Annotated in this window: 18 protein-coding genes and 1 pseudogene; 12 read left to right on the forward strand and 7 right to left on the reverse strand. The window is 69.4% G+C overall.

Annotated features, from left to right (window positions below; all coding sequences use genetic code 11):
• Positions 1-132 precede the first annotated feature (132 nt).
• The 3 genes from ASD79_RS19945 to ASD79_RS19955 are packed head-to-tail and all read left to right on the forward strand — an operon-like array spanning position 133 to position 2,427.
• Positions 133-765 (forward strand): glutathione S-transferase family protein, encoded by a 633-nt coding sequence (locus tag ASD79_RS19945; RefSeq protein WP_056724885.1) that lies wholly within the window; start codon positions 133-135, stop codon positions 763-765.
• A 43-nt stretch (positions 766-808) separates the two neighbouring features.
• Positions 809-1,396 (forward strand): uracil-DNA glycosylase family protein, encoded by a 588-nt coding sequence (locus ASD79_RS19950; RefSeq protein WP_056724887.1) that lies wholly within the window; start codon positions 809-811, stop codon positions 1,394-1,396.
• A complete protein-coding gene (locus ASD79_RS19955; protein ID WP_056724888.1) occupies positions 1,393-2,427 on the forward strand; it encodes an alpha/beta hydrolase in 1,035 nt (344 codons plus the stop codon). The genes ASD79_RS19950 and ASD79_RS19955 overlap by 4 nt, the downstream gene beginning before the upstream one ends.
• A gap of 16 nt (positions 2,428-2,443) precedes the next feature.
• Here the strand turns inward: ASD79_RS19955 and ASD79_RS24730 are convergent, their stop codons facing one another.
• Entirely contained in the window at positions 2,444-4,213 is a 1,770-nt protein-coding gene (locus tag ASD79_RS24730) for an AAA family ATPase (protein ID WP_200952334.1), read from the reverse strand.
• Positions 4,214-4,499: 286 nt separating this feature from the next.
• Between ASD79_RS24730 and ASD79_RS19965 the strand changes: the two genes are divergently transcribed.
• Positions 4,500-5,339, forward strand: a complete 840-nt coding sequence (locus tag ASD79_RS19965) for an alpha/beta fold hydrolase (protein WP_056724891.1) — start codon at positions 4,500-4,502, stop codon at positions 5,337-5,339.
• Positions 5,340-5,364: 25 nt separating this feature from the next.
• Here the strand turns inward: ASD79_RS19965 and ASD79_RS19970 are convergent, their stop codons facing one another.
• The 3 genes from ASD79_RS19970 to ASD79_RS19980 all read right to left on the reverse strand — a co-directional run bounded on the left by ASD79_RS19970 (position 5,365) and on the right by ASD79_RS19980 (position 9,109).
• Positions 5,365-5,727, reverse strand: coding sequence for a hypothetical protein (locus tag ASD79_RS19970; RefSeq protein WP_056724893.1), 363 nt, complete (start codon positions 5,725-5,727; stop codon positions 5,365-5,367).
• A 75-nt stretch (positions 5,728-5,802) separates the two neighbouring features.
• A complete protein-coding gene (pdeM, locus tag ASD79_RS19975; RefSeq protein WP_235524548.1) occupies positions 5,803-6,495 on the reverse strand; it encodes a ligase-associated DNA damage response endonuclease PdeM in 693 nt (230 codons plus the stop codon).
• A gap of 34 nt (positions 6,496-6,529) precedes the next feature.
• Positions 6,530-9,109 carry a ligase-associated DNA damage response DEXH box helicase gene (locus tag ASD79_RS19980; protein ID WP_056724896.1) on the reverse strand — a complete coding sequence of 860 codons (2,580 nt, stop codon included), beginning with the start codon at positions 9,107-9,109 and terminating at the stop codon, positions 6,530-6,532.
• A gap of 60 nt (positions 9,110-9,169) precedes the next feature.
• Here ASD79_RS19980 and ASD79_RS19985 point away from each other — a divergent pair, with 60 nt between their 5' ends.
• From ASD79_RS19985 to ASD79_RS19995, 3 genes are all read left to right on the forward strand, one after another.
• A complete protein-coding gene (locus tag ASD79_RS19985) occupies positions 9,170-11,986 on the forward strand; it encodes an ATP-dependent DNA helicase (RefSeq protein ID WP_056724898.1) in 2,817 nt (938 codons plus the stop codon).
• Between the two features lie 55 nt (positions 11,987-12,041).
• Entirely contained in the window at positions 12,042-12,509 is a 468-nt protein-coding gene (locus ASD79_RS19990; RefSeq protein WP_056724900.1) for a hypothetical protein, read from the forward strand.
• Positions 12,510-12,784: 275 nt separating this feature from the next.
• Positions 12,785-13,057, forward strand: coding sequence for a DNA-binding transcriptional regulator (locus ASD79_RS19995; RefSeq protein ID WP_056724902.1), 273 nt, complete (start codon positions 12,785-12,787; stop codon positions 13,055-13,057).
• A gap of 51 nt (positions 13,058-13,108) precedes the next feature.
• Here the strand turns inward: ASD79_RS19995 and ASD79_RS20000 are convergent, their stop codons facing one another.
• From ASD79_RS20000 to ASD79_RS20005, 3 genes and pseudogenes are all read right to left on the reverse strand, one after another.
• Positions 13,109-14,287: a VWA domain-containing protein gene (locus ASD79_RS20000; RefSeq protein ID WP_056724904.1), complete on the reverse strand. Its 1,179-nt coding sequence runs from the start codon at positions 14,285-14,287 to the stop codon at positions 13,109-13,111.
• 37 nt (positions 14,288-14,324) lie between these two features.
• Positions 14,325-14,467, reverse strand: a pseudogene (locus ASD79_RS24450) (hypothetical protein); the annotation flags it as partial.
• Positions 14,468-15,004, reverse strand: a complete 537-nt coding sequence (locus ASD79_RS20005) for a GNAT family N-acetyltransferase (RefSeq protein ID WP_056724905.1) — start codon at positions 15,002-15,004, stop codon at positions 14,468-14,470.
• A 16-nt stretch (positions 15,005-15,020) separates the two neighbouring features.
• Here ASD79_RS20005 and ASD79_RS20010 point away from each other — a divergent pair, with 16 nt between their 5' ends.
• The 5 genes from ASD79_RS20010 (at position 15,021) to ASD79_RS20030 (ending at position 18,208) form a co-directional block, all read left to right on the forward strand.
• Positions 15,021-15,941: a histone deacetylase family protein gene (locus ASD79_RS20010; RefSeq protein ID WP_056724907.1), complete on the forward strand. Its 921-nt coding sequence runs from the start codon at positions 15,021-15,023 to the stop codon at positions 15,939-15,941.
• A 47-nt stretch (positions 15,942-15,988) separates the two neighbouring features.
• The gene (locus tag ASD79_RS20015; RefSeq protein WP_056724908.1) at positions 15,989-16,615 is read left to right on the forward strand and encodes a histidine phosphatase family protein; all 627 of its coding nucleotides are present in this window, start codon (positions 15,989-15,991) and stop codon (positions 16,613-16,615) included.
• 119 nt (positions 16,616-16,734) lie between these two features.
• Positions 16,735-16,977: an exodeoxyribonuclease VII small subunit gene (locus tag ASD79_RS20020; RefSeq protein ID WP_056724910.1), complete on the forward strand. Its 243-nt coding sequence runs from the start codon at positions 16,735-16,737 to the stop codon at positions 16,975-16,977.
• On the forward strand, positions 16,977-17,327 hold the full coding sequence (locus ASD79_RS20025) for a tRNA-binding protein (protein WP_007669677.1): 351 nt from the start codon (positions 16,977-16,979) through the stop codon (positions 17,325-17,327). Before ASD79_RS20020 ends, ASD79_RS20025 begins: the two co-directional genes overlap by 1 nt.
• The gene (locus ASD79_RS20030; protein WP_007669679.1) at positions 17,324-18,208 is read left to right on the forward strand and encodes a polyprenyl synthetase family protein; all 885 of its coding nucleotides are present in this window, start codon (positions 17,324-17,326) and stop codon (positions 18,206-18,208) included. Before ASD79_RS20025 ends, ASD79_RS20030 begins: the two co-directional genes overlap by 4 nt.
• Positions 18,209-18,211: the final 3 nt, after the last annotated feature.

Here is an 18,211-nt window from a genome sequence, read left to right on the forward strand (position 1 = left end):
TGAACGCCGCGCTTCCGGCGGTCCCGGCTCTTCGCTTCGCTACGGCCGGGATGACAGGGCTTAGGCACCCAAGTCTTGTATCAAAACCCAACCCGTGGACCTATGAGCGAAACTCATAAGGGGAGGTCCACCATGATCGTCTATGGCTCGTCGCTGTCGCCCTATGTGCGCAAGACCCTGGCCTTCGGAGCCGAGAAGGGTCTGGTCCTGGAGAACAAGGTCTCGGTCCCCGGTTCGCCCGACCCCGAGTTCCTGGCCTGCAGCCCGTTCCGAAAGATCCCCGGCTTCCGCGACGGGGATTTCCAGATCTCCGACTCCTCGGCGATCATCACCTATCTGGAAGCCCTGCACCCCGAACCCAACCTGATCCCGCCGGACCCGAAGAACCGGGCGCGCGCCGTCTGGTTCGAGGAGTTCGCCGACACCATCGTGGTCGCCGCGGCCGGACCTCTGTTCTTCAACCGCATCGTCGGGCCGCGCTTCATGGGCGCGACCTGCGACGAGGCCGTCGCGGCCAAGGCCGAGAACGAGACCATTCCGCCGCTCCTCGACTATCTGGAGGGCCTGATCCCGACGTCCGGCTTCCTGCTGGAGGACCGTCTGACCCTGGCCGACATCGCCGTGGCCAGCCCGTTCGCCAATCTGGGCCACCTGAACTTCGACCTGTCGCGCTGGCCCAGGGCCAAGGCCTATGCCGCCGCTATCCTGGCCCGGCCGTCGTTCGCGGCGCTGGTGGCCAAGGAGGCGCGGCTGCTGGGCGGGTGAGGGGACCGCTTGCCTTCCGCCGCCCATCCCCTACTTCCACGCCATGCCGCTGGACGCCCTTCTCGCCGACATCGCCGCCTGCCGGGCCTGCGCGCCGTACCTGCCGCATACGCCCCGGCCGGTGGTGCGGGTCGGCGCGGGGACGCGGCTACTGATCTGTGGTCAGGCGCCCGGCCGCCTGGCGCACGAGACCGGCCTGCCGTTCAACGACCCGTCCGGCGAGCGCCTGCGCACGTGGATGGGCGTCGATCGCGAGACCTTCTATGGCCGGCCGGAGATCGGTGTGGCGGCCATGGCCTTCTGCTTTCCGGGAACCAGCCCCCAGGGCGGGGACTATCCGCCGCCGGCCCGCTGCGCGGCGCTGTGGCGGCCGGGGCTGCTGGCGCAACTGCCCCGGGTCGAACTGACCCTGCTGGTCGGGAGCCATGCCCAGGCCTGGGCGTTGGGTGATCGTATGAAGGCGAACATGACCGACACCGTCGCCGCCTGGCGCGACTATCTGGACGCCGGCGTCCTACCCCTGCCGCACCCGTCGTGGCGCAACACCGGCTGGCTGAAGCGCAATCCCTGGTTCGACGCCGAGGTCGCGCCCTATCTTCGCCGTCGAGTGGCGGGCATCCTGGGCGCATGAACCGCCGGAGCCTTCTTCTCAACGCCGCCTGTGTCGCCGGTCTGGCCGCCTGCGCGCCCATCACCCAGCGGCCCGGCCTGGGGCAGCTTGGCTTCCGGGGCGCGCGCCTGGACGCCGACGGCATGGTCAGTTTCGACGGCCAGCGGCTGGGGATGCAGCGCTGGCTGCCGCCCGAGGGCGTCGCGGTCACCCAGGTGGTGGTCGGTCTGCACGGCATGAACGACTATTCCAACGCCTTCCATCTGGCCGGTCCGTTCTGGGCCCAGCAGGGGATCGCCACCTATGCCCTCGACCTTCGCGGGTTCGGGCGCTCGCCCGACCGCGGGGTCTGGGCGCCGGTCGACCTGATGGTCGAGGACGTGCGCACCGCCGTCGCCCTGGTCCGCGAGGCCCATCCCGAGGCCAAGGTCGCCATCGCCGGGGTGAGCATGGGCGGGGCGGTGACCATCGCCGCCATGGCCTCGGAGCGACCGCCGGCCGCCGACAGCATCCTGCTGTTCGCCCCCGCCGTCTGGGGCTGGTCCAACCAGCCGCTGCCCTACAAGACCAGCCTGTGGATCACCGCCCACACCGCGCGCGGCTGGGTGGTCAAGCCGCCCGAGTGGCTGGTCAAGCGCGTGCAGCCCACCGACAACATCGAAGAACTGCGGCGCATGGGCCGCGATCCGCTGATGATCTGGGGCGCGCGCTCCGATACCCTCTACGGCCTGGTCGGGCTGATGGAGAGGGCCTGGTCGTCGCTGGGCCGGGTGCAGGTTCCGGTCGCCTATTTCTACGGGGCCAACGACCAGATCATCCCCAAGGAGCCGACCATGGAGGCGGCCCGGCGGCTCAAGCCCGACGACCGCTCGGCCTATTACGCCAACGGCTGGCACCTGTTGCTGGTCGACAAGCAGGCCGAGGTGGTGTGGCGCGACGCGGCGGCGTTCCTCAAGGACCCGCTGGCCGACCTGCCGTCCGGCGCCCCGCCGATCCCGGGCGCGCCCACCGCGCCCAACGTGGTCAAGACCCAGGCGACGCGGGGCGGGTGAGGGGGGTTTCCAACCGTCAGCTTGCCGGCAGCGCCATCCTCACATCGGCTTCCTCGATCATCTTCAGCATTTCGTCCGAGACCGACGCGGTCTGACCCAGCCGGTTGGCCTGCATGGCCAGCACCCGTTCGAACAGGTTGCGCACATCGCGTCCGTTGGCGAAGTTGACGGCCACGGCGCGTCGCCGCGCCAATTCCCCGCGGACCATTTCGCGAGCCGTGCCGGACAGGACGTAGTCGGCGCTCTTGGCCTGCCGTTCAAAGATTTCGAGGGTCTCGTCGGGGGTGTAGTCCGGAAAGTCGATGGTGCGCGCGAACCGCGAGCGCAGGCCGGGGTTGGAGTCCAGGAAGGCCTGCATCTGTTCGCCGTATCCGGCCGCGATCACCACCAGATCGTCCCGGTGGTCCTCCATCAGCTTGAGAAGCGTTTCAATCGCTTCGGACCCGAAGTCCTGGCCGCCCTTCGACATCAGGGCGTAGGCTTCGTCGATGAAGAGGACCCCTCCCAGCGCCTGCTCGACCACGGCCGCCACCCTCGGCGCGGTCTGGCCGACGTATCCGGCGACCAGTTGGCTGCGGTCCACCTCGACCAATTGCCCTCTCGAGATCAGGCCGAGCTTACCGTAGATCTGCGAAACGATCCGGGCGACCGTGGTCTTGCCGGTCCCGGGATTGCCGGAGAAAACCAAGTGCAAACTCAGCTCCGACACCGGGAGATTCCGCTCGCGTCGCATCTGCGAGACCTTGGCGATGTTCACCAGGGTGTCGATCTCCCGCTTGACCGACTGCAGCCCAACCAGGGCATGAAGCTTTGCGATGCATGCCTCGACCGTCTCATCCGTCACGGCCGTCGACTGGGCCGCCCGCCGATCCGGCGCTTTGGCGACGTCCCCGCAGCAGTCGCCCGGGGGCGGCGCGATCGAGGAGGCTGTCATTTCCGCCAGCGCCTTTTTCACCAGAGGCGCCTTCTCGTGCAGAAGGTTGGTGAGCCAGGTAATCTGCGCCAGCTCGGGCTCCGTCGCCTTGTCGTCGGCCAGGACCAAGGCTTCGGTGAAGCGATTGAAGAAGCGTACGACGCTGTCCGTGGCGGGGGTGTAGGGCAATCCGCCGATCGCTCGCTCGCCGACGGCGGCGGCGAGCATGAGGACGTGGAGGTTGTGGCCTGCGTCCGCCCGAAACTTGGCTTCGTCCTCGATGCAGCCGGCCCATAGACGTTGGTAGTAATCGGCCGTGTTGGTGACGCCGAAGGCGCGATTGATGAGATCGACTTCCAGGGGCGTCAGCCGACCCAACGGGTTGCAGACATGGACGCAGGCCGCCGCAGCGGCCAGGAACACGGTATCGGGAGCGCTGTCGCCGAAATCCGCCTTGGCTTCCGCGAGCCTCACCAGCCCGAGGTCAAAATTGTACCGCAGGTCTCTCCAGAGGTCGCCGGCCTCTTCGGCCAGGACGGCGGCTTCCCCGCCCAGGGTTGGCGGGTCTGCGGGCCAACCCAATTCAGGCGACGCCGGGGGTTCAAGGGGCGCGGATGAACTGAACGTGGGGTGAGGGGCCATGTCGGAGGCGTGCGCCTTCGCGGGCCTGGTCCGAGCCGCTTGGCGCTTCCACCAGAAGACGAGGGATATCGCAAGAAACCAGCCGAAAATCGTCCATCCCAGCAGGAGGTCGACCAGGCCGACGATGACGAGGTGGCGTGCGCGCAGCCGCGCGAACGCGCCAAATACGACGGGGACGAAATACAGCAGGATGTAGATCAGGGCAAACCAACCCGACACGGGCTGGGTCACGGTCGTTGCTGCTTGCATATAGGCCCCCCTGGCAACTCGGCTTTGAACTGGCCCCAACAGACCATCTGATCGCCGCAGCGCCTAGGTGCTACTTGAGGTGCGCCGCCGCCGTGGGCCGCAAATTACTTTGAGGCGGCGGGGAGGGAGGGACCAACGGACCCGACATGAGGCGTCGCGACCGAGCCGCGCCCGGCCGCGGAACGCGCCCATCCAGAATATTCACGGGCGGTTGTCGGATCGCGTCACGCCCGGTCGTCCTGGGAAGGCAAGCAGCGGAGGACTGACGATGAGCCAGATTCAGAAGGGCCATGTTGAAGCGGGCGGCGTCCGCTATGGCTACGAGATCCGCGGCCCCCAAAACCAAGGAACGGGCGCGCCCCTGCTCCTGCTGCACGGCGGTTTCGGCACGATGGAAATGTTCGCGCCCGTGCTGGGGAGCCTGACGGCGCGGCGGCGGGTGATCGCCGTCGACCTCTACGGCCACGGCCGCACCGCGCTCACCGACCGGCCGATCGACGCCATCGCCATGGGCGACGACATGGCGACCCTGGTGCGCGCCCTCGGGTTCGAGCGGGTGGACGTCCTGGGCTTCTCGTTCGGCGGCATGGTCGCCTTCCGGCTGGCGGTCCAGCACCCCGAGGTGGTGAACAGGCTGGTCCTGGCCTCCGCGCCCTATGCCAACACGGGCTTCTACGCGGACATTCGGGAGCAGCAGAAGGCCATCACCCGCGAGAGCGCGGCGATGATGATGCAGGCCCCATTCTACGACATCTACAAGGCCGTGGCGCCGCGGGTGGAGGATTTCCCCGAGTTCGTGGCGCGCATGGGCGAGGCCATCCGCAAACCCTACGACTGGTCGGAAGAGGCCAAGACCCTGAAGCCGACCACGCTGCTGATCTATGGCGACAGCGACATGTTCGAGCCCGAGCACATCGTGCGCTTCTACCAGCTGCTCGGCGGGGGCTTGCGCGACGCCGGCTGGGACGGGGCCGGCATGGCCCGCCATCGGCTGGCGATCCTGCCCGGCGTCACCCACTACGAGATGTCCGACGCTCCGGGTCTTGTCGATACGGCGCTGGCCTTCCTCGAAGGCGCGGAAAAGGGCGCGAACCCGGACGTGGGGTGAAGTCCGCTTTCCGCCCACAAAGTCCCTACCGCACCGCCGCCGGGGCCAGGATCAGCGGGATCTCTTCGTTGAGCGGATCGGACACGCAGGCCGTCGCCAGCTTGCGGTTGAGCTTGTCCTTCTTCTTGTCCAGCTTCAGCCCCAGGGCCGTGCCCGCCGCCGCGCCGGCGAACGGCAGGACCAGGTTGCCACCCACGGTCACCGCCGTGCGGACCACGTTGTGGTCGCTGTAGCCGCTGGCCTTGGTCCGGGCCTCTTCACAGTGCTCGGTGGCGTATTTCGGATCGGCGATGTCGAGCTGGGCCACGGTCTTCTTGGGCGTTTCGCCCGCGACGGCGTGGCCGGCCAACATCGCGGTGAATATGAGTCCGGTCAGGATCGGGCGCATGACGGGCCCTCCGGTGATTGGGGTTGATCAACGCCCGACGGCGGTGGGTGATCCGTCCTTGGCCCCGCCGCGCCGTCAATCCGGCCGCAGCGACTTCCAGCCGACCGCGTGCACCCGGCCCCGGCCGAGGGCCGCCGCCAGGGGCGGGGTCCCGAACAGCGGCGCGAAGGCCGCATCCAGGATGTTCAAGCCCCCGGTGAACGCCCCGAAGGCCGGCAGCACCAGCCGCGTCCCGTCGGTGACGAAGCAGCGCCGTCGCACGCTGGCCCGGCCGCTGGTCACCCGCGCGGCCGGATGCAGGTGGCCGGCCACCTCGCCGGGCTGGGCGCCGGGCAAGGGCTCGTGGCGGAAGGCCAGGCCGCCGATCGCCGCCTCGTCGACCACCGCGCCGGGCAGGGCGCGGGGGCCGTCCGCGTCATGGTTGCCCACCGCCCAGACCAGGTCGCGGCCCAGGGCCAGGGCGGCGATGCGGGCGCGGTCGTCGGCCGGCAGGCGGTCCTCGCCGGCCCCATCATGGAAACTGTCGCCCAGGAAGATCAAGGTGGCCGGGTTCAACGCCGCCAGTTCGCGCTCCAGCCGGTCCAGGGTCTCGCGGGTGTCGTAGGGCGGTAGCATCTGGCCAAAGCGCGCGGCGTAGCTGCTGCCCTTCTCGAAATGCAGGTCGGCGACCACCATCGCGCGCGCGCCCTCCAGCCACAGGGCGCCGGAGTGGCGCAGCGTCGCGCGGGTTCCGAAGACCTCGATCTTCAGCCCGCCGCAGTCGCTGATCTTGAAGCTCAGACTACTCACGCAACGCACTCTCTCATGACATCGCCTCGGCGATCAGGTCTTCCTCGGCCTCGGCCAGGATCATCTCGCCGGCCGCATCGCCCGGCGCCCGCTCGCGGCCGATCTCCAGCATGATCGGCACGGCGAAGGGCGAAACCCGGTCCAGCGCCGCATGGCGGATCTTGCCCTGGACCCGCGCCAGCATGTCACCCAGCCGCGCCACGTCCAGCGAGCCGGTCGCCGCGTCGGCCCGGGCGCAGCGCAGCAGCAGGTGGTCGGGCTGGTGGCGGCGCAGCACGTCATAGATCAGGTCGGTCGAGAAGGTCACCTGACGGCCGGACTTCTCCTCGCCCGGATGTCGCCGCTCGATCAGGCCGGAGATCAGGGCGCAGGCCTTGAAGGCCCGTTTCATCAGGAAGCTCTCGTTCAACCAGGCCTCGAGGTCGTCGCCCAGCATGTCCTGTGCGAACAAGGCGTCGAGGTCGAGGTCCTCCATCGACTTCAGCGACCAGATGTTGACCGCGTAGTCGTTGGCCACGAAGCCCAGCGGCCCAATGCCCAGCCGGTCCAGCCGCCGGGTCAGCAGCATGGCCAGGGTGGTGTGGGCCAGGCGGCCTTCGAAGCTGTAGAACACCAGGTGGAAGCGCTTGCCGTGCGGGAAGGTCTCCAGCAGCAACTCGTCCTCGGTCGGCATGATCGAGCGCAGCTTCTGGTAGCCCAGCCATTCCTGGACGTCGGCGGGCAGGGCGGCCCATTCGGTCTCGTCGTGCATCATCGCCCGCACCCGGCTGGCCAGGTAGGTCGAGAGCGGGAACTTCGACCCGCCCCAGCTGGGCATCATCGGGTCCTTGTCGGGGGCGGGGCTGACGAAGGCGTCCGTGCCGACCAGGCTGTTGAACCGCCAGACCTGGCCGGCGAAGATGAAGGTGTCGCCGGGCTTCATCGACTCGAAGAAGCCTTCCTCGGCCTCGCCGACCTTGCGTCCGCCCATCGGTCTTTTGCCGCCGCCGACCCGCACATTGACCATGGCCGCCGTGACGATCGTACCGACGTTCATCCGGTGGCGCAGCACGGTCTGGGCGTTGCGGGCCCGCCACAGGCCGTCCTGGCCCGGCACGATGCGGCGGAACTTGTCGTAGCTCTTGAGGGCGTAGCCGCCGGTCGAGACGAAATCGACGACGGTCTCGAAATCTTCCCAGGCCAGGTCGGCATAGGGTCCGGCGGCGCGGATCTCGTCATAGAGGTCGGTCAGGGCGAACGGCTCTGAGCAGGCCAGGCCCATGACGTGCTGGGCCAGGACGTCCAGCGCGCCGGTCCGGGCCGGCTCGCCGTCCAGGTGACCGCCCAGGATGGCGTCGGCGGCGGCGCGGCACTCCAGCATCTCGAAGCGGCTGGCGGGGACCAGGATGGCGCGCGACGGCTCGTCCAGCCGGTGGTTGGCGCGGCCGATGCGCTGGACCATCCGCGAGGCGCCCTTCGGGGCGGCCAGCTGGATCACCAGGTCGACGTCGCCCCAGTCGATGCCCATGTCGAGGGTGGAGGTGCAGACCACGGCCCGGATCTCGCCGCGCGCCATGGCCGCCTCGACCTTGCGCCGCTGCTCGGCCGCCAGGCTGCCGTGGTGCAGGGCGATGGCCAGGCCGTCGTCGTTGAGCTTCCACAGTTCCTGGAACGCGAATTCCGCCTGGAAGCGGGTGTTGACGAAGACGAGGGCGGTCTTCGACGCCTTGATGATCTCGTACACCTCGGCCATGGCATGCTCGGCCGTGTGGCCCGCCCACGGCACCTTGCCGCCGCTGACCAGCACCTCGACGATCGGCTGCGCGCCGCCCGAGCCGAGGACGAGGTCGACGGTGTGGTCGGTAGAAATAAGGACCTCCCCCTGTGGGGGAGGTGTCGATCGAAGATCGACGGAGGGGGGAGTTTGCGGACTCGGCGGACTCCCCCCTCCGACGCTTCGCATCGCCTCCCCCACAGGGGGAGGTCCTTTGTCATGATGGCCCAGCCACCTTCTCACCAGGTCCGGGTCGTCCACCGTCGCCGACAGCCCCACCCGCCGCATCTTGGGCGAAAACAGCTGCAGCCGCGCCAGGCCCAGGGCCAGCAGGTCGCCGCGCTTGTTGAGCCACATGGCGTGGGCCTCGTCGACGATCACGCAGGACAGGTCGGCGAAATACTCCCGCGCGCCTTCCCAGGCGCAGAACAACGCCAGTTGCTCGGGCGTGGTCAGCAGGATGTCGGGTGGCCGCAGGCGCTGGCGGGCCTTGCGGGCCTCGCCGGTGTCGCCGGTGCGGCTCTCGGCGACGACCTTCAGCCCCATCTCGCGGATCGGCGTGGCCAGGTTGCGCTCGATGTCGACGGCCAAGGCCTTGAGCGGCGAGACGTAGAGGGTGTGCACCCCGGCCGGCGTGTTGCGCGGCGGCCGTTCGGACAGTTCGATCAGGCTGGGCAGGAAGCCCGCCAGGGTCTTGCCGCCGCCGGTCGGGGCGATCAGCAGGGCGTCGCGGCCCTGCCGACCCTTCTCGACCATGGCCAGCTGGTGGGCCCGCGGCGCCCAGCCGCGCGCGGCGAACCAGTCTGAAAACCGGGGAGGAAGGGCGTCGGCCGCGAGCATTCCGTCGCCTATAGCATGTTCCCGTTCCGTTTCCATGCGATCCGCGCTAGTTAAACGCCCGTGACCGCACAGATTCCCACCCTCGAACTGGCCCCCGCCCTGGTGGTGCTGCCCGGACCCCGCGCCGGCTTCGCCGACGGCGGCACGGGCGGCGAGGGGCGGCCGCTGCGCACCCCCGACGCCCGCGACCTGCTGGAGCACGGTCCTGTGCTGGTGGCCCACGCCTCGATGACCGCCAAGCGGCTGAACCTGCACGCCCCGACCCGAAGCCGGAGCGTGTTCGACGTGCTGGAGCTCTATGTCTTCACCCGGCCCGCCACCTTCTGCGCGCCGTCGGCGGTGGGGCTGGCCACGGCCCTGGGCCTGCCCGAGCCGAAGGGCGCGCCGGCCCAGGCCCAGACCCTGCGCGACGCCGCCGACGCCCTGCTGCGTGAACTGGCCCTGACGCCCCGGCCGTCGCGCGAGGAGGCCCTGGCGGTGGCCGAGACCATGGCCCGGGCCGGCTGGTCCTGGGGCCCCGCGGTGATCGGCGCCCTGCGTTCGGCCCCATTCGGCAACCAGTTCCGCAGCTCCGGCCTCGACGTCTGGGCCCGCGCCACGGAGTGGGAGGACCAGGCCCCGCCCGGCGAGCCCGGCTCCAAGCCGGTCGACCCCGAACGGGCCAGCGAGCGGCTGAAGGAGCTGCTGCAACGCTCGGGCCTGGACGAGGTGCGCGAGGCCCAGGACACCTTCGCCCGCGAGGCCGCCTTCGCCTTCGCCCCCCGCGAGCGCGAGGGCGAACCGCATATGATGCTGGCCGAGGCCGGCACCGGGGTCGGCAAGACCCTGGGCTATCTGGCGCCGGCCTCGATCTGGGCCGAAATGAACGGCCCGTCGGTGTGGATCAGCACCTATACCCGCGCCCTGCAGCGCCAGATCGAGCGCGAGAGCCATTCGATCTATCCCGACCCGCTGGTCCGGGCTCGCAAGGCGGTGGTCCGCAAGGGTCGCGAGAACTACATCTGCCTGCTGAACTTCCAGGAACAGGTCAACACCGCCCAGCTGGGCAATGGCGACCTGATCGGCCTGGCCCTGGCCGCCCGCTGGGCCCGCGTCAGCCGCGACGGCGACATGACCGGTGGCGACTTCCCGGCCTGGCTGCCCACCCTGTTCGCGATCCCGCCCTCGGCCCAGGCCGGCCCGGCCAATCTGGTCGACCGGCGCGGCGAGTGCATCCACGCCGGCTGCCAGCACTATCGCGTCTGCTTCATCGAAAAGGCCGTGCGGGCCAGCAAGCGGGCCGACATCGTCATCGCCAACCACGCCCTGGTGCTCAGCCAGGCGGCCTTCGACGGGGCCCGGGCGGCGCGCGGCCTGAAGGGCGACAACGAGACCACCTCGCTCAAGCGCATCGTCTTCGACGAGGGCCACCATCTGTTCGACGCCGCCGACAGCGCCTTTTCGGCCGCCCTGTCCGGGGCCGAGGCCGCCGAGATGCGCCGCTGGCTGCGCGGGCCGGAGGGCCGGGGCCGTCGGGGGCGCGGGCTGGAGACCCGCCTGCTCGACATCATCGGCGAGCGCGAGGGCGCGCGAGCCTCGCTGACCGCCGCCCTGCACGCCGCCGCCGCCCTGCCGGGCGAGGGCTGGTCGGGCCGGATCGCGCCGCCCGACGGCCAGGTCAATCCGATCGGCCCGATCGAGACCTTCCTGGTGGCGGTGATCGAACAACTGCGGGCCCGGGTCACCGACCGCCCCGGCGCGGCCGAGCAGGGGCTGCAATGCGCCGCCCGCCCGGCCATCGAGCTGGTTCGCGAGCGGGCCGGCGAGGCCTCGCGGGCCCTGGCCGGCATCGAGGCCCCGCTGCTGGCCCTGGCGCGCCACCTGGAAGACGTGCTGGACGAGGAGGCCGACACCCTGCCGACCTCGGAGCGGGCGCGGATCGAGGGCGCGCTGCGCGGTCTGGATCGCCGTTGCCGCATGACCCTGCCGGCCTGGCGCTCGATCCTGAAAGCCATCGACGAGGACGCGGAGGACGACCCGGACTTCGTCGACTGGTTCGAGGCGACCTTCCTCTATGGCCGCGTCGTCGACGCCGCCTGCCGCCGGCACTGGGTGGACCCGACCGAGCCGCTGCGCGCCGCCGTGCTGAGCCCCGCCCACGGCGTGCTGGTGACCAGCGCCACCCTGACCGACCCGGCCCTGGAGGACCCCTTCGCCCTGGCCGAGATGCGCACCGGCGCCGCGCGCCTGCCGCAAAGCCCCAAGGTGCTGAAGCTGGTCTCGCCGTTCGACTACGCCAATCACGCCAAGGCCTTCGTGGTCACCGACGTCGGCAAGGACGATCCGCGCCAGGTGTCGGCGGCGATGCGCGAGCTGTTCCTGGCGGCCGGCGGCGGGGGGCTGGGCCTGTTCACCGCCATCCGCCGGCTGAAGGCCGTGCACGAGCGCATCGCCGCGCCCCTGGCCGACAAGGGCCTGGCCCTCTACGCCCAGCACGTCGACCCGCTGGAGGCCGGGGCCCTGGTCGATATCTTCCGGGCCGAGCAGGACGCCTGCCTGCTGGGCACCGACGCCATCCGCGACGGCATCGATGTTCCGGGCCGCAGCTTGCGCCTGCTGGTCTTCGACCGCGTGCCGTGGCCGCGCCCCGACGTGCTGCACAAGGCCCGCCGCGCCAGGTTCGGCGGCAAAGGGTACGATGACTCGACCGCGCGGGCCCGCATCAGCCAGGCCTTCGGCCGCCTGATCCGCCGAGCCGACGACAAGGGCGTGTTCGTGATGCTGGACGCCGCCGCGCCCACCCGGCTGTTCTCCAGCTTGCCAGAGGGCGTGACCATCGAGCGCGTGGGCCTGGTCGAGGCCATCGAGGCCACCGCCGCATTTCTGTCAGAAGGCTGAGCTTAAACAGTCGCTTGTGAAGTGTCCGGGGGAACCCGTGTCGAGGAAGCGTACAGTGGCGTTGCGTGAGGTTGGAGCCGTGGTCGCGGCGGTTGTGGTGCTAGCGGGCGCCTCGGCGTCCCGGGCCGGGGAATTCGTGCGGCCCGACTGCCGGACGGTGGTCAGGCCGACCGACGCCCTGAACTTCGACACCGACGAGCACCAGCGCTGGTACAAGCGGTTCTGGACCGGAACCTGCGACCACCTGTCGTTCTGCTTCGCCGGCTCGCCCAACTGGAACGACATCGTCGGCAAGCTGCTGGCCAAGGGCGGCGCGGCCGAACAGCCCTTGCTCCTGCCCAAGGCCTGCCGCCTGGGCCAGCTGATCGGTCTGGAATGGGCCAAGGACAAGGACGTCCAGAAGATCAGCACCAAGGACCTCAAGCGCTTCAACGCCATGCTGGAGGCGGCCGGCGATCCGCTGAAGGGCGTCGAGGCGGTCGAGGCCAAGGCCCTGGCGATGACGGGGACGACGGGGCGCTAGAACACACAACCGTTATCATCCCGGACAACCCCGGCGAAAGCCGGGGGCAGATCCGGGACCGCCGGAAGCGCCTGCGTTCACGCCCCGGTCCCGGATCCTCGCGCTGTGCGCCAGCCCGCCGCCAGGCGGGCCGCTTGCGCGCCCCGAGGTCGGGATGACAACGTTGGTGGCGGCGGCCGCCCCAACAGAGTCCTGTACTCGACGCAATGCGGTCGAATTCCTGCAACGCAACGGGTCTACACCCGCGCCCGGGGGCAAGTGCCAGGAGCGTTGCCATGACCAGAGCCGAAACTACCGCCGACTTGGCCATCGACGAGGCCGCCGACCCCGGTCACGCTCGCTCGGCCCGCGCTCTTGTCCAGGCCGTGCGCTGGCGCAGCGGCCTGTCGCAGGATGAATTCGCTCGCGCGTTCTGCATTCCCCTCGACCAACTGGCCACGCTTGAACTGGGCCAGGCCCGGCCCGATACGGCCCTGACCGCCTATCTGCGCGTGGTCGACCACGCGCCCGACGTGGTGCGCGAGGCGCTGGAGCGGGCGGGGTTGTAGGGGGAGACGGTCTTGCACCCTCTCCCCATGGGAGAGGGTTTCCGGATCATTCTACCCCCGCACCAGTTCCCGCATCGCCTTGTCCAGCCCCTCGATGGTCAGCGGGAACATCCGGTCGTTCATCAGCTGCTTCATCACCCCGATCGACTGGGTGTAGTCCCAGTGGCGCTCAGGCGTGGGGTTGAGCCAGACGGCGCTCTGGTAGATGTCGGTGACCCGGGTCATCCACATCGCCCCGGCCTCCTCGTTCCAGTGCTCGACGCTGCCGCCCGGATAGGTGATCTCGTAGGGGCTCATCGTCGCGTCGCCCACGAAGATGACCTTGTAGTCGTGGGGGAACTTGTGGAGCACCTCCCAGGTCGGGGTCTTCTCGGCCTGGCGGCGGCGGTTGTCCTTCCATACGGCCTCGTACAGGCAGTTGTGGAAGTAGAAGAATTCCAGGTGCTTGAACTCGGTCTTGGCGGCGCTGAACAGCTCCTCGCAGAGCTTGATATGGCCGTCCATCGAGCCGCCGATGTCGAAGAACAGCAGCACCTTGATGGTGTTGCGGCGCTCGGGACGCATCTGGATGTCGAGATAGCCCTTCTCGGCCGTGCCGCGGATGGTGCCGTTGAGGTCCAGCTCCTCCTGCGCCCCCTGACGGGCGAACTTGCGCAGGCGGCGCAGGGCGACCTTGATGTTGCGGGTGCCCAGTTCGACGCTGTCGTCGAGGTTCTTGTACTCGCGCTTGTCCCAGACCTTGACCGCCTTGCCGTGGCGGCTCTTGTCCTGGCCGATGCGCACGCCCTCGGGATTGTAGCCGTTGGCCCCGAACGGGCTGGTGCCGCCGGTGCCGATCCACTTGGAGCCGCCTTCGTGGCGCTCCTTCTGCTCGCGAAGGCGCTCCTGCAGGGTCTCCATCAACTTCTCGAAGCCGCCCAGGGCCTCGATCTGCGCCTTCTCCTCATCGGTGAGGAACTTCTCGGTCAGCAGTTTCAGCCACTCGGCCGGGATCTCGGCGGTGATGCCGTCCTCCACCGTCTCCAGGCCCTTGAAGACGTGGCTGAACACCCGGTCGAACTTGTCGAGATTCTTCTCGTCCTTCACCAGGCTGGCCCGCGACAGGAAGTAGAAGTCCTCGATCCGCCGGTCGATGACGTCCTTGTCGAGGGCCTCCATCAGCAGGAGGTATTCGCGCAGGCTCACGGGCACCTTGGCCTGGCGGAGCTCGGAGAAGAAGCGGAAGAACATGGGGCTGCTTTCGAACGGTTGTTCGAAGGATGGCGGTTTATGGCGTGCGGCGCAACGGCCGTGCGTCCTTCGAGGCCCGCTGCGCGGGCGCCTCAGGATGAGGAAGCTCGTGGGGGCGGCTTCTCTGAATTCCTCATCCTGAGGTGCGAGGCGAAGCCGAGCCTCGAAGGACGCAGGGCGTCACCCCCGTCGCAGGATGAACTCCAGGTCCCGCGTCTCGCCGACCGCGAAGCGGTATTCGCCGACCTTCTCGAACCCCAGGCGCTCATAGAGCTTCTGGGCCCCGAAGTTCTCGGACCACACGCCGATCCACAGCGGGCGCGGGCCGTCCTTCTCCAGCCAGTCCAGCGCCGCGTTCAGCAACAGCGAGCCGCGGCCGCCGCCCTGGTGCGACTTCAGCACATAGACCCGGTGCAACTCGCCGTGCGCGGGGCTGGCGTCGGGATGGGGCAGGCCGCAGGGGCCGGCCAGGGCGTAGCCGATGGCTTCGCCGTCCTCGTCCTCCAGCAGCCAGGTGGCCTTGTCCGGATCCGCCAGGTCGCGCCGGGTCCGCTCCAGGCCGTAAGCGTAGGCCAGGAAGGTCTCCAGGTCCTGCGTCGGGTAGAGATGGGCGAAGGTCTCGCTGAAGGTGCGGGCGCCGAGGCTCGACACCGTGTCGGCGTCCTCGATCGTGGCGCGGCGGAGCGTGGCGGGGCGGATGGTCGTGGCGGTGCTCAACGGTTAGGATCCTCGCATGGATGTCGCGCTCTATACCCACCTGGATATGCTCGACCATCGGCCCGGCGACAACCACGCCGAGCGGCCCGAGCGTCTGCGGGCGGTGATCGACGCGCTGGAGGATGAGGCCGGCCTGGACCTGGAGGCGTTCGAGGCCCCGCTGGTCGACTTCGCCGACCTGGCCCTGGTCCATCCTCAGGGCTTCATCGAAGCCATCCTGGCCGCCGCGCCGCGGGCCGGGACCCACGCCCTGGACCCCGACACGGTGCTGTCGGCCGGCAGCCTGACCGCCGCGCGCCGCGCCGCCGGCGCCGTGGCCGCCGCGACCCGAGCGGTGGCGGCGGGTCAGAAAACGCGGGCCTTTTGTGCCGTGCGGCCGCCGGGCCACCATGCCGAGCCGGGCGTGGCCATGGGGTTCTGCGTGTTCTCCAACATCGCCGTGGCGGCGCGGGTCGCCCAGGCCTCGGGGCTCAAGCGGGTGGCGATCGTCGATTTCGACGTCCACCACGGCAACGGCACCCAGGCGGTGTTCGAGCGCGATCCGAGCGTGTTCTTCGCCTCGATCCACCAGTCGCCGCTCTATCCCGGCACCGGCGATCCGTCCGAATCGGGCGTCGGCAACGTCGCCAACGCCACCGTCGCGCCCCACGCGCCCCGCGAGGTCTGGCGCCGGGGTTTCGAGGGGCTGATGCAGCAGGTGGACGGCTTCGCTCCCGAACTGATCCTGGTCTCGGCCGGCTTCGACGCCCATGTCCGTGATCCCCTGGCCCAGCAGAGCCTGGAGGCCGAGGATTTCGCCTGGGCGACCCGGGCGATCGCCTCGGTGGCGAACCGGCGTTGCGGCGGGCGTATTGTTTCCTCGCTCGAGGGCGGCTACGACCTAGAAGCGCTCGGCCGCTCGGCGGCGGCGCATGTCAGAGCGTTGCAGGAGGGGTGAGAGGTTCGGGAATTCGCGCGAGGCGCGAAATCGGACTTCCAGAATCAATGGCCGACGAATTGCCCGCCGACCACCTTTCTCCGCAAGTCGCCGTCACGCCTCGGCCCGGCGCCATCACCCTGGCCCGGCACGGCGAACCGGCCCTGTCGCGCGACATCCGTTTCAACGCCCCGGCCTATGGCGACTGGTGGGCGCTGTACGAGGAGGGCGGCCTGCTGCCCGGCCAGACCCCGCCGGAAACGCTGAAGGCCGCCGCCCAGCGGGCCGGGACGATCATCGCCTCCACCCGCCGCCGCTCGATCGAGACCGCCCATGCCGTCACCGCCGGCAAGGCCTTCGCCAGCGACCCGCTGTTCATCGAGGCCCCGCTGCCGCCGCCGCCCTGGCCGCGCTGGATCAAGATGTCGCCCAAGAACTGGGGCTTCTTCGCCCGCTTCTGGTGGTGGTTCTTCAACCACCACGCCGGCCAGGAAAGCCGCGCCCAGGCCGAGGTCCGAGCCGACCAGGCGGCCGAGCTGCTGATCGGCCTGTCTTCGAGCGGCCAGGAGGTGCTGGTCGTGGCCCACGGCTTCTTCAACACCATGATCGGCCTGGCCCTGCAGAAGCGCGGCTTGAAGAAGACGCTGGACCAGGGTTTCAAGTACTGGTGCGTGAAGCGCTTCGAACGGGTCTAGGCGCTGAATTCGCCGTCACCGCTTGGGCTGTCCAAGCCTCGTTCATCAAAAGCCGAACCAACGAAGTTGCCCGCGCGGCGGCCCGCCACTAGGGTGCGGCGGTTCGCCCCGGAGTAGAAATGATCAGTCCACAGGATCTTGAAGGCATGAGCTTCGAGCAGGCCCTGGCCCGGCTCGAGCAGATCGTCGGCGAACTGGAGTCCGGCAAGGCCGAGCTCGAGCGCTCGATCGAGATCTACGAGGACGGCGCGGCTCTCAAGGCGCACTGCGAAAAGAAGCTCGAAGCCGCCCGCCTGAAGGTCGAGAAGATCGTGCTGGGCCAAGGCGGCGTGGTCAGCGCCGAGGCGGCCGAGTTCAACTGATGGGCCAGGCGTCCTCCCAGATCGGCTACGAGGACTTCGAGCGGGTCGATATCCGTATCGGCACCGTCATCGAGGCCGCGCCGTTCCCGGAGGCGCGCAAGCCCGCCTACAGGCTGACCATCGATTTCGGCCCCGAGATCGGCGTCAAGAAATCCTCTGCCCAGGTCACCAAGCACTACGCCCTGGACGAACTGATCGGTCGCCGCGTGGCGGCCGTGGTCAATTTTCCGCCACGCCAGATCGGTCCGGTGATGTCCGAAGTCCTCTGCCTGGGCTTTCCGGACGCCGAGGGCGGCGTGGTGCTGGTCGACGTGGACCGTGACGTTCCCAACGGGGGGAAGCTGTTTTGATCGACCTCGAGAAGCGCATCGTCCAGGCGGCCGACATCGTCACCGTGGCGCTGGACGAACTGCTGCCGCGGGCCGAGGGGCCCGAGAGCCGGCTGACCGAGGCCATGCGCTACGCGGCGCTGGGGCCCGGCAAGCGGCTGCGGCCGTTCTTCGCGCTGGAAACCGGCAAGATGTTCGACCTGCCCGAGCGGCCGGTGCTGCGCGCCGCCTGCGCGCTGGAGTGCATCCACGCCTACAGCCTGGTGCATGACGATCTGCCGGCCATGGACGACGACGACATGCGTCGCGGCCGTCCCACCGTGCACGTACAATATGACGAGGCCACCGCGATCCTGGCCGGCGACGCCCTGCAGACCGCCGCCTTCGAGATCATGGCCCACCCCGACACCCATGACGACGGTCACGTCCGTTCGGAACTGGTGCGCAAGCTGGCCATCGCCTCGGGCGCCAAGGGCATGTGCGGCGGCCAGATGATCGACCTGCTGGGCGTCCGCGACGACCTGGGGGCCGTGGCCCGCATGCAGCGCCTGAAGACCGGGGCGCTGATCGCCTTCGCCTTCGAGATCCCGCTGATCATCGCCCGGGCCAAGCCGGAGGAGCGCGCCGCCCTGATGGGTTTCGCCCAGGACCTGGGCCTGGCCTACCAGATCGTCGACGACATCCTCGACGCCGAGGGCGACGCGGCGGTGCTGGGCAAGGCGGCCGGCGGCAAGGACGCCGCCAAGGGCAAGGCCAACTACGTCACCCTGCTGGGCCTGGGCGCCGCCAAGGAGCGGGTCAACCTGTTGGCCGTGCAAACCAAGTCACACCTCGATATATTCGGCGAACGGGCCGATCATCTGCGCCGCAGCGTTGATTTCGTGCTGGACCGCCGCAACTGACCG

This window comes from Caulobacter sp. Root655 (assembly GCF_001427665.1).
In the GTDB taxonomy this organism is placed as follows: domain Bacteria; phylum Pseudomonadota; class Alphaproteobacteria; order Caulobacterales; family Caulobacteraceae; genus Caulobacter.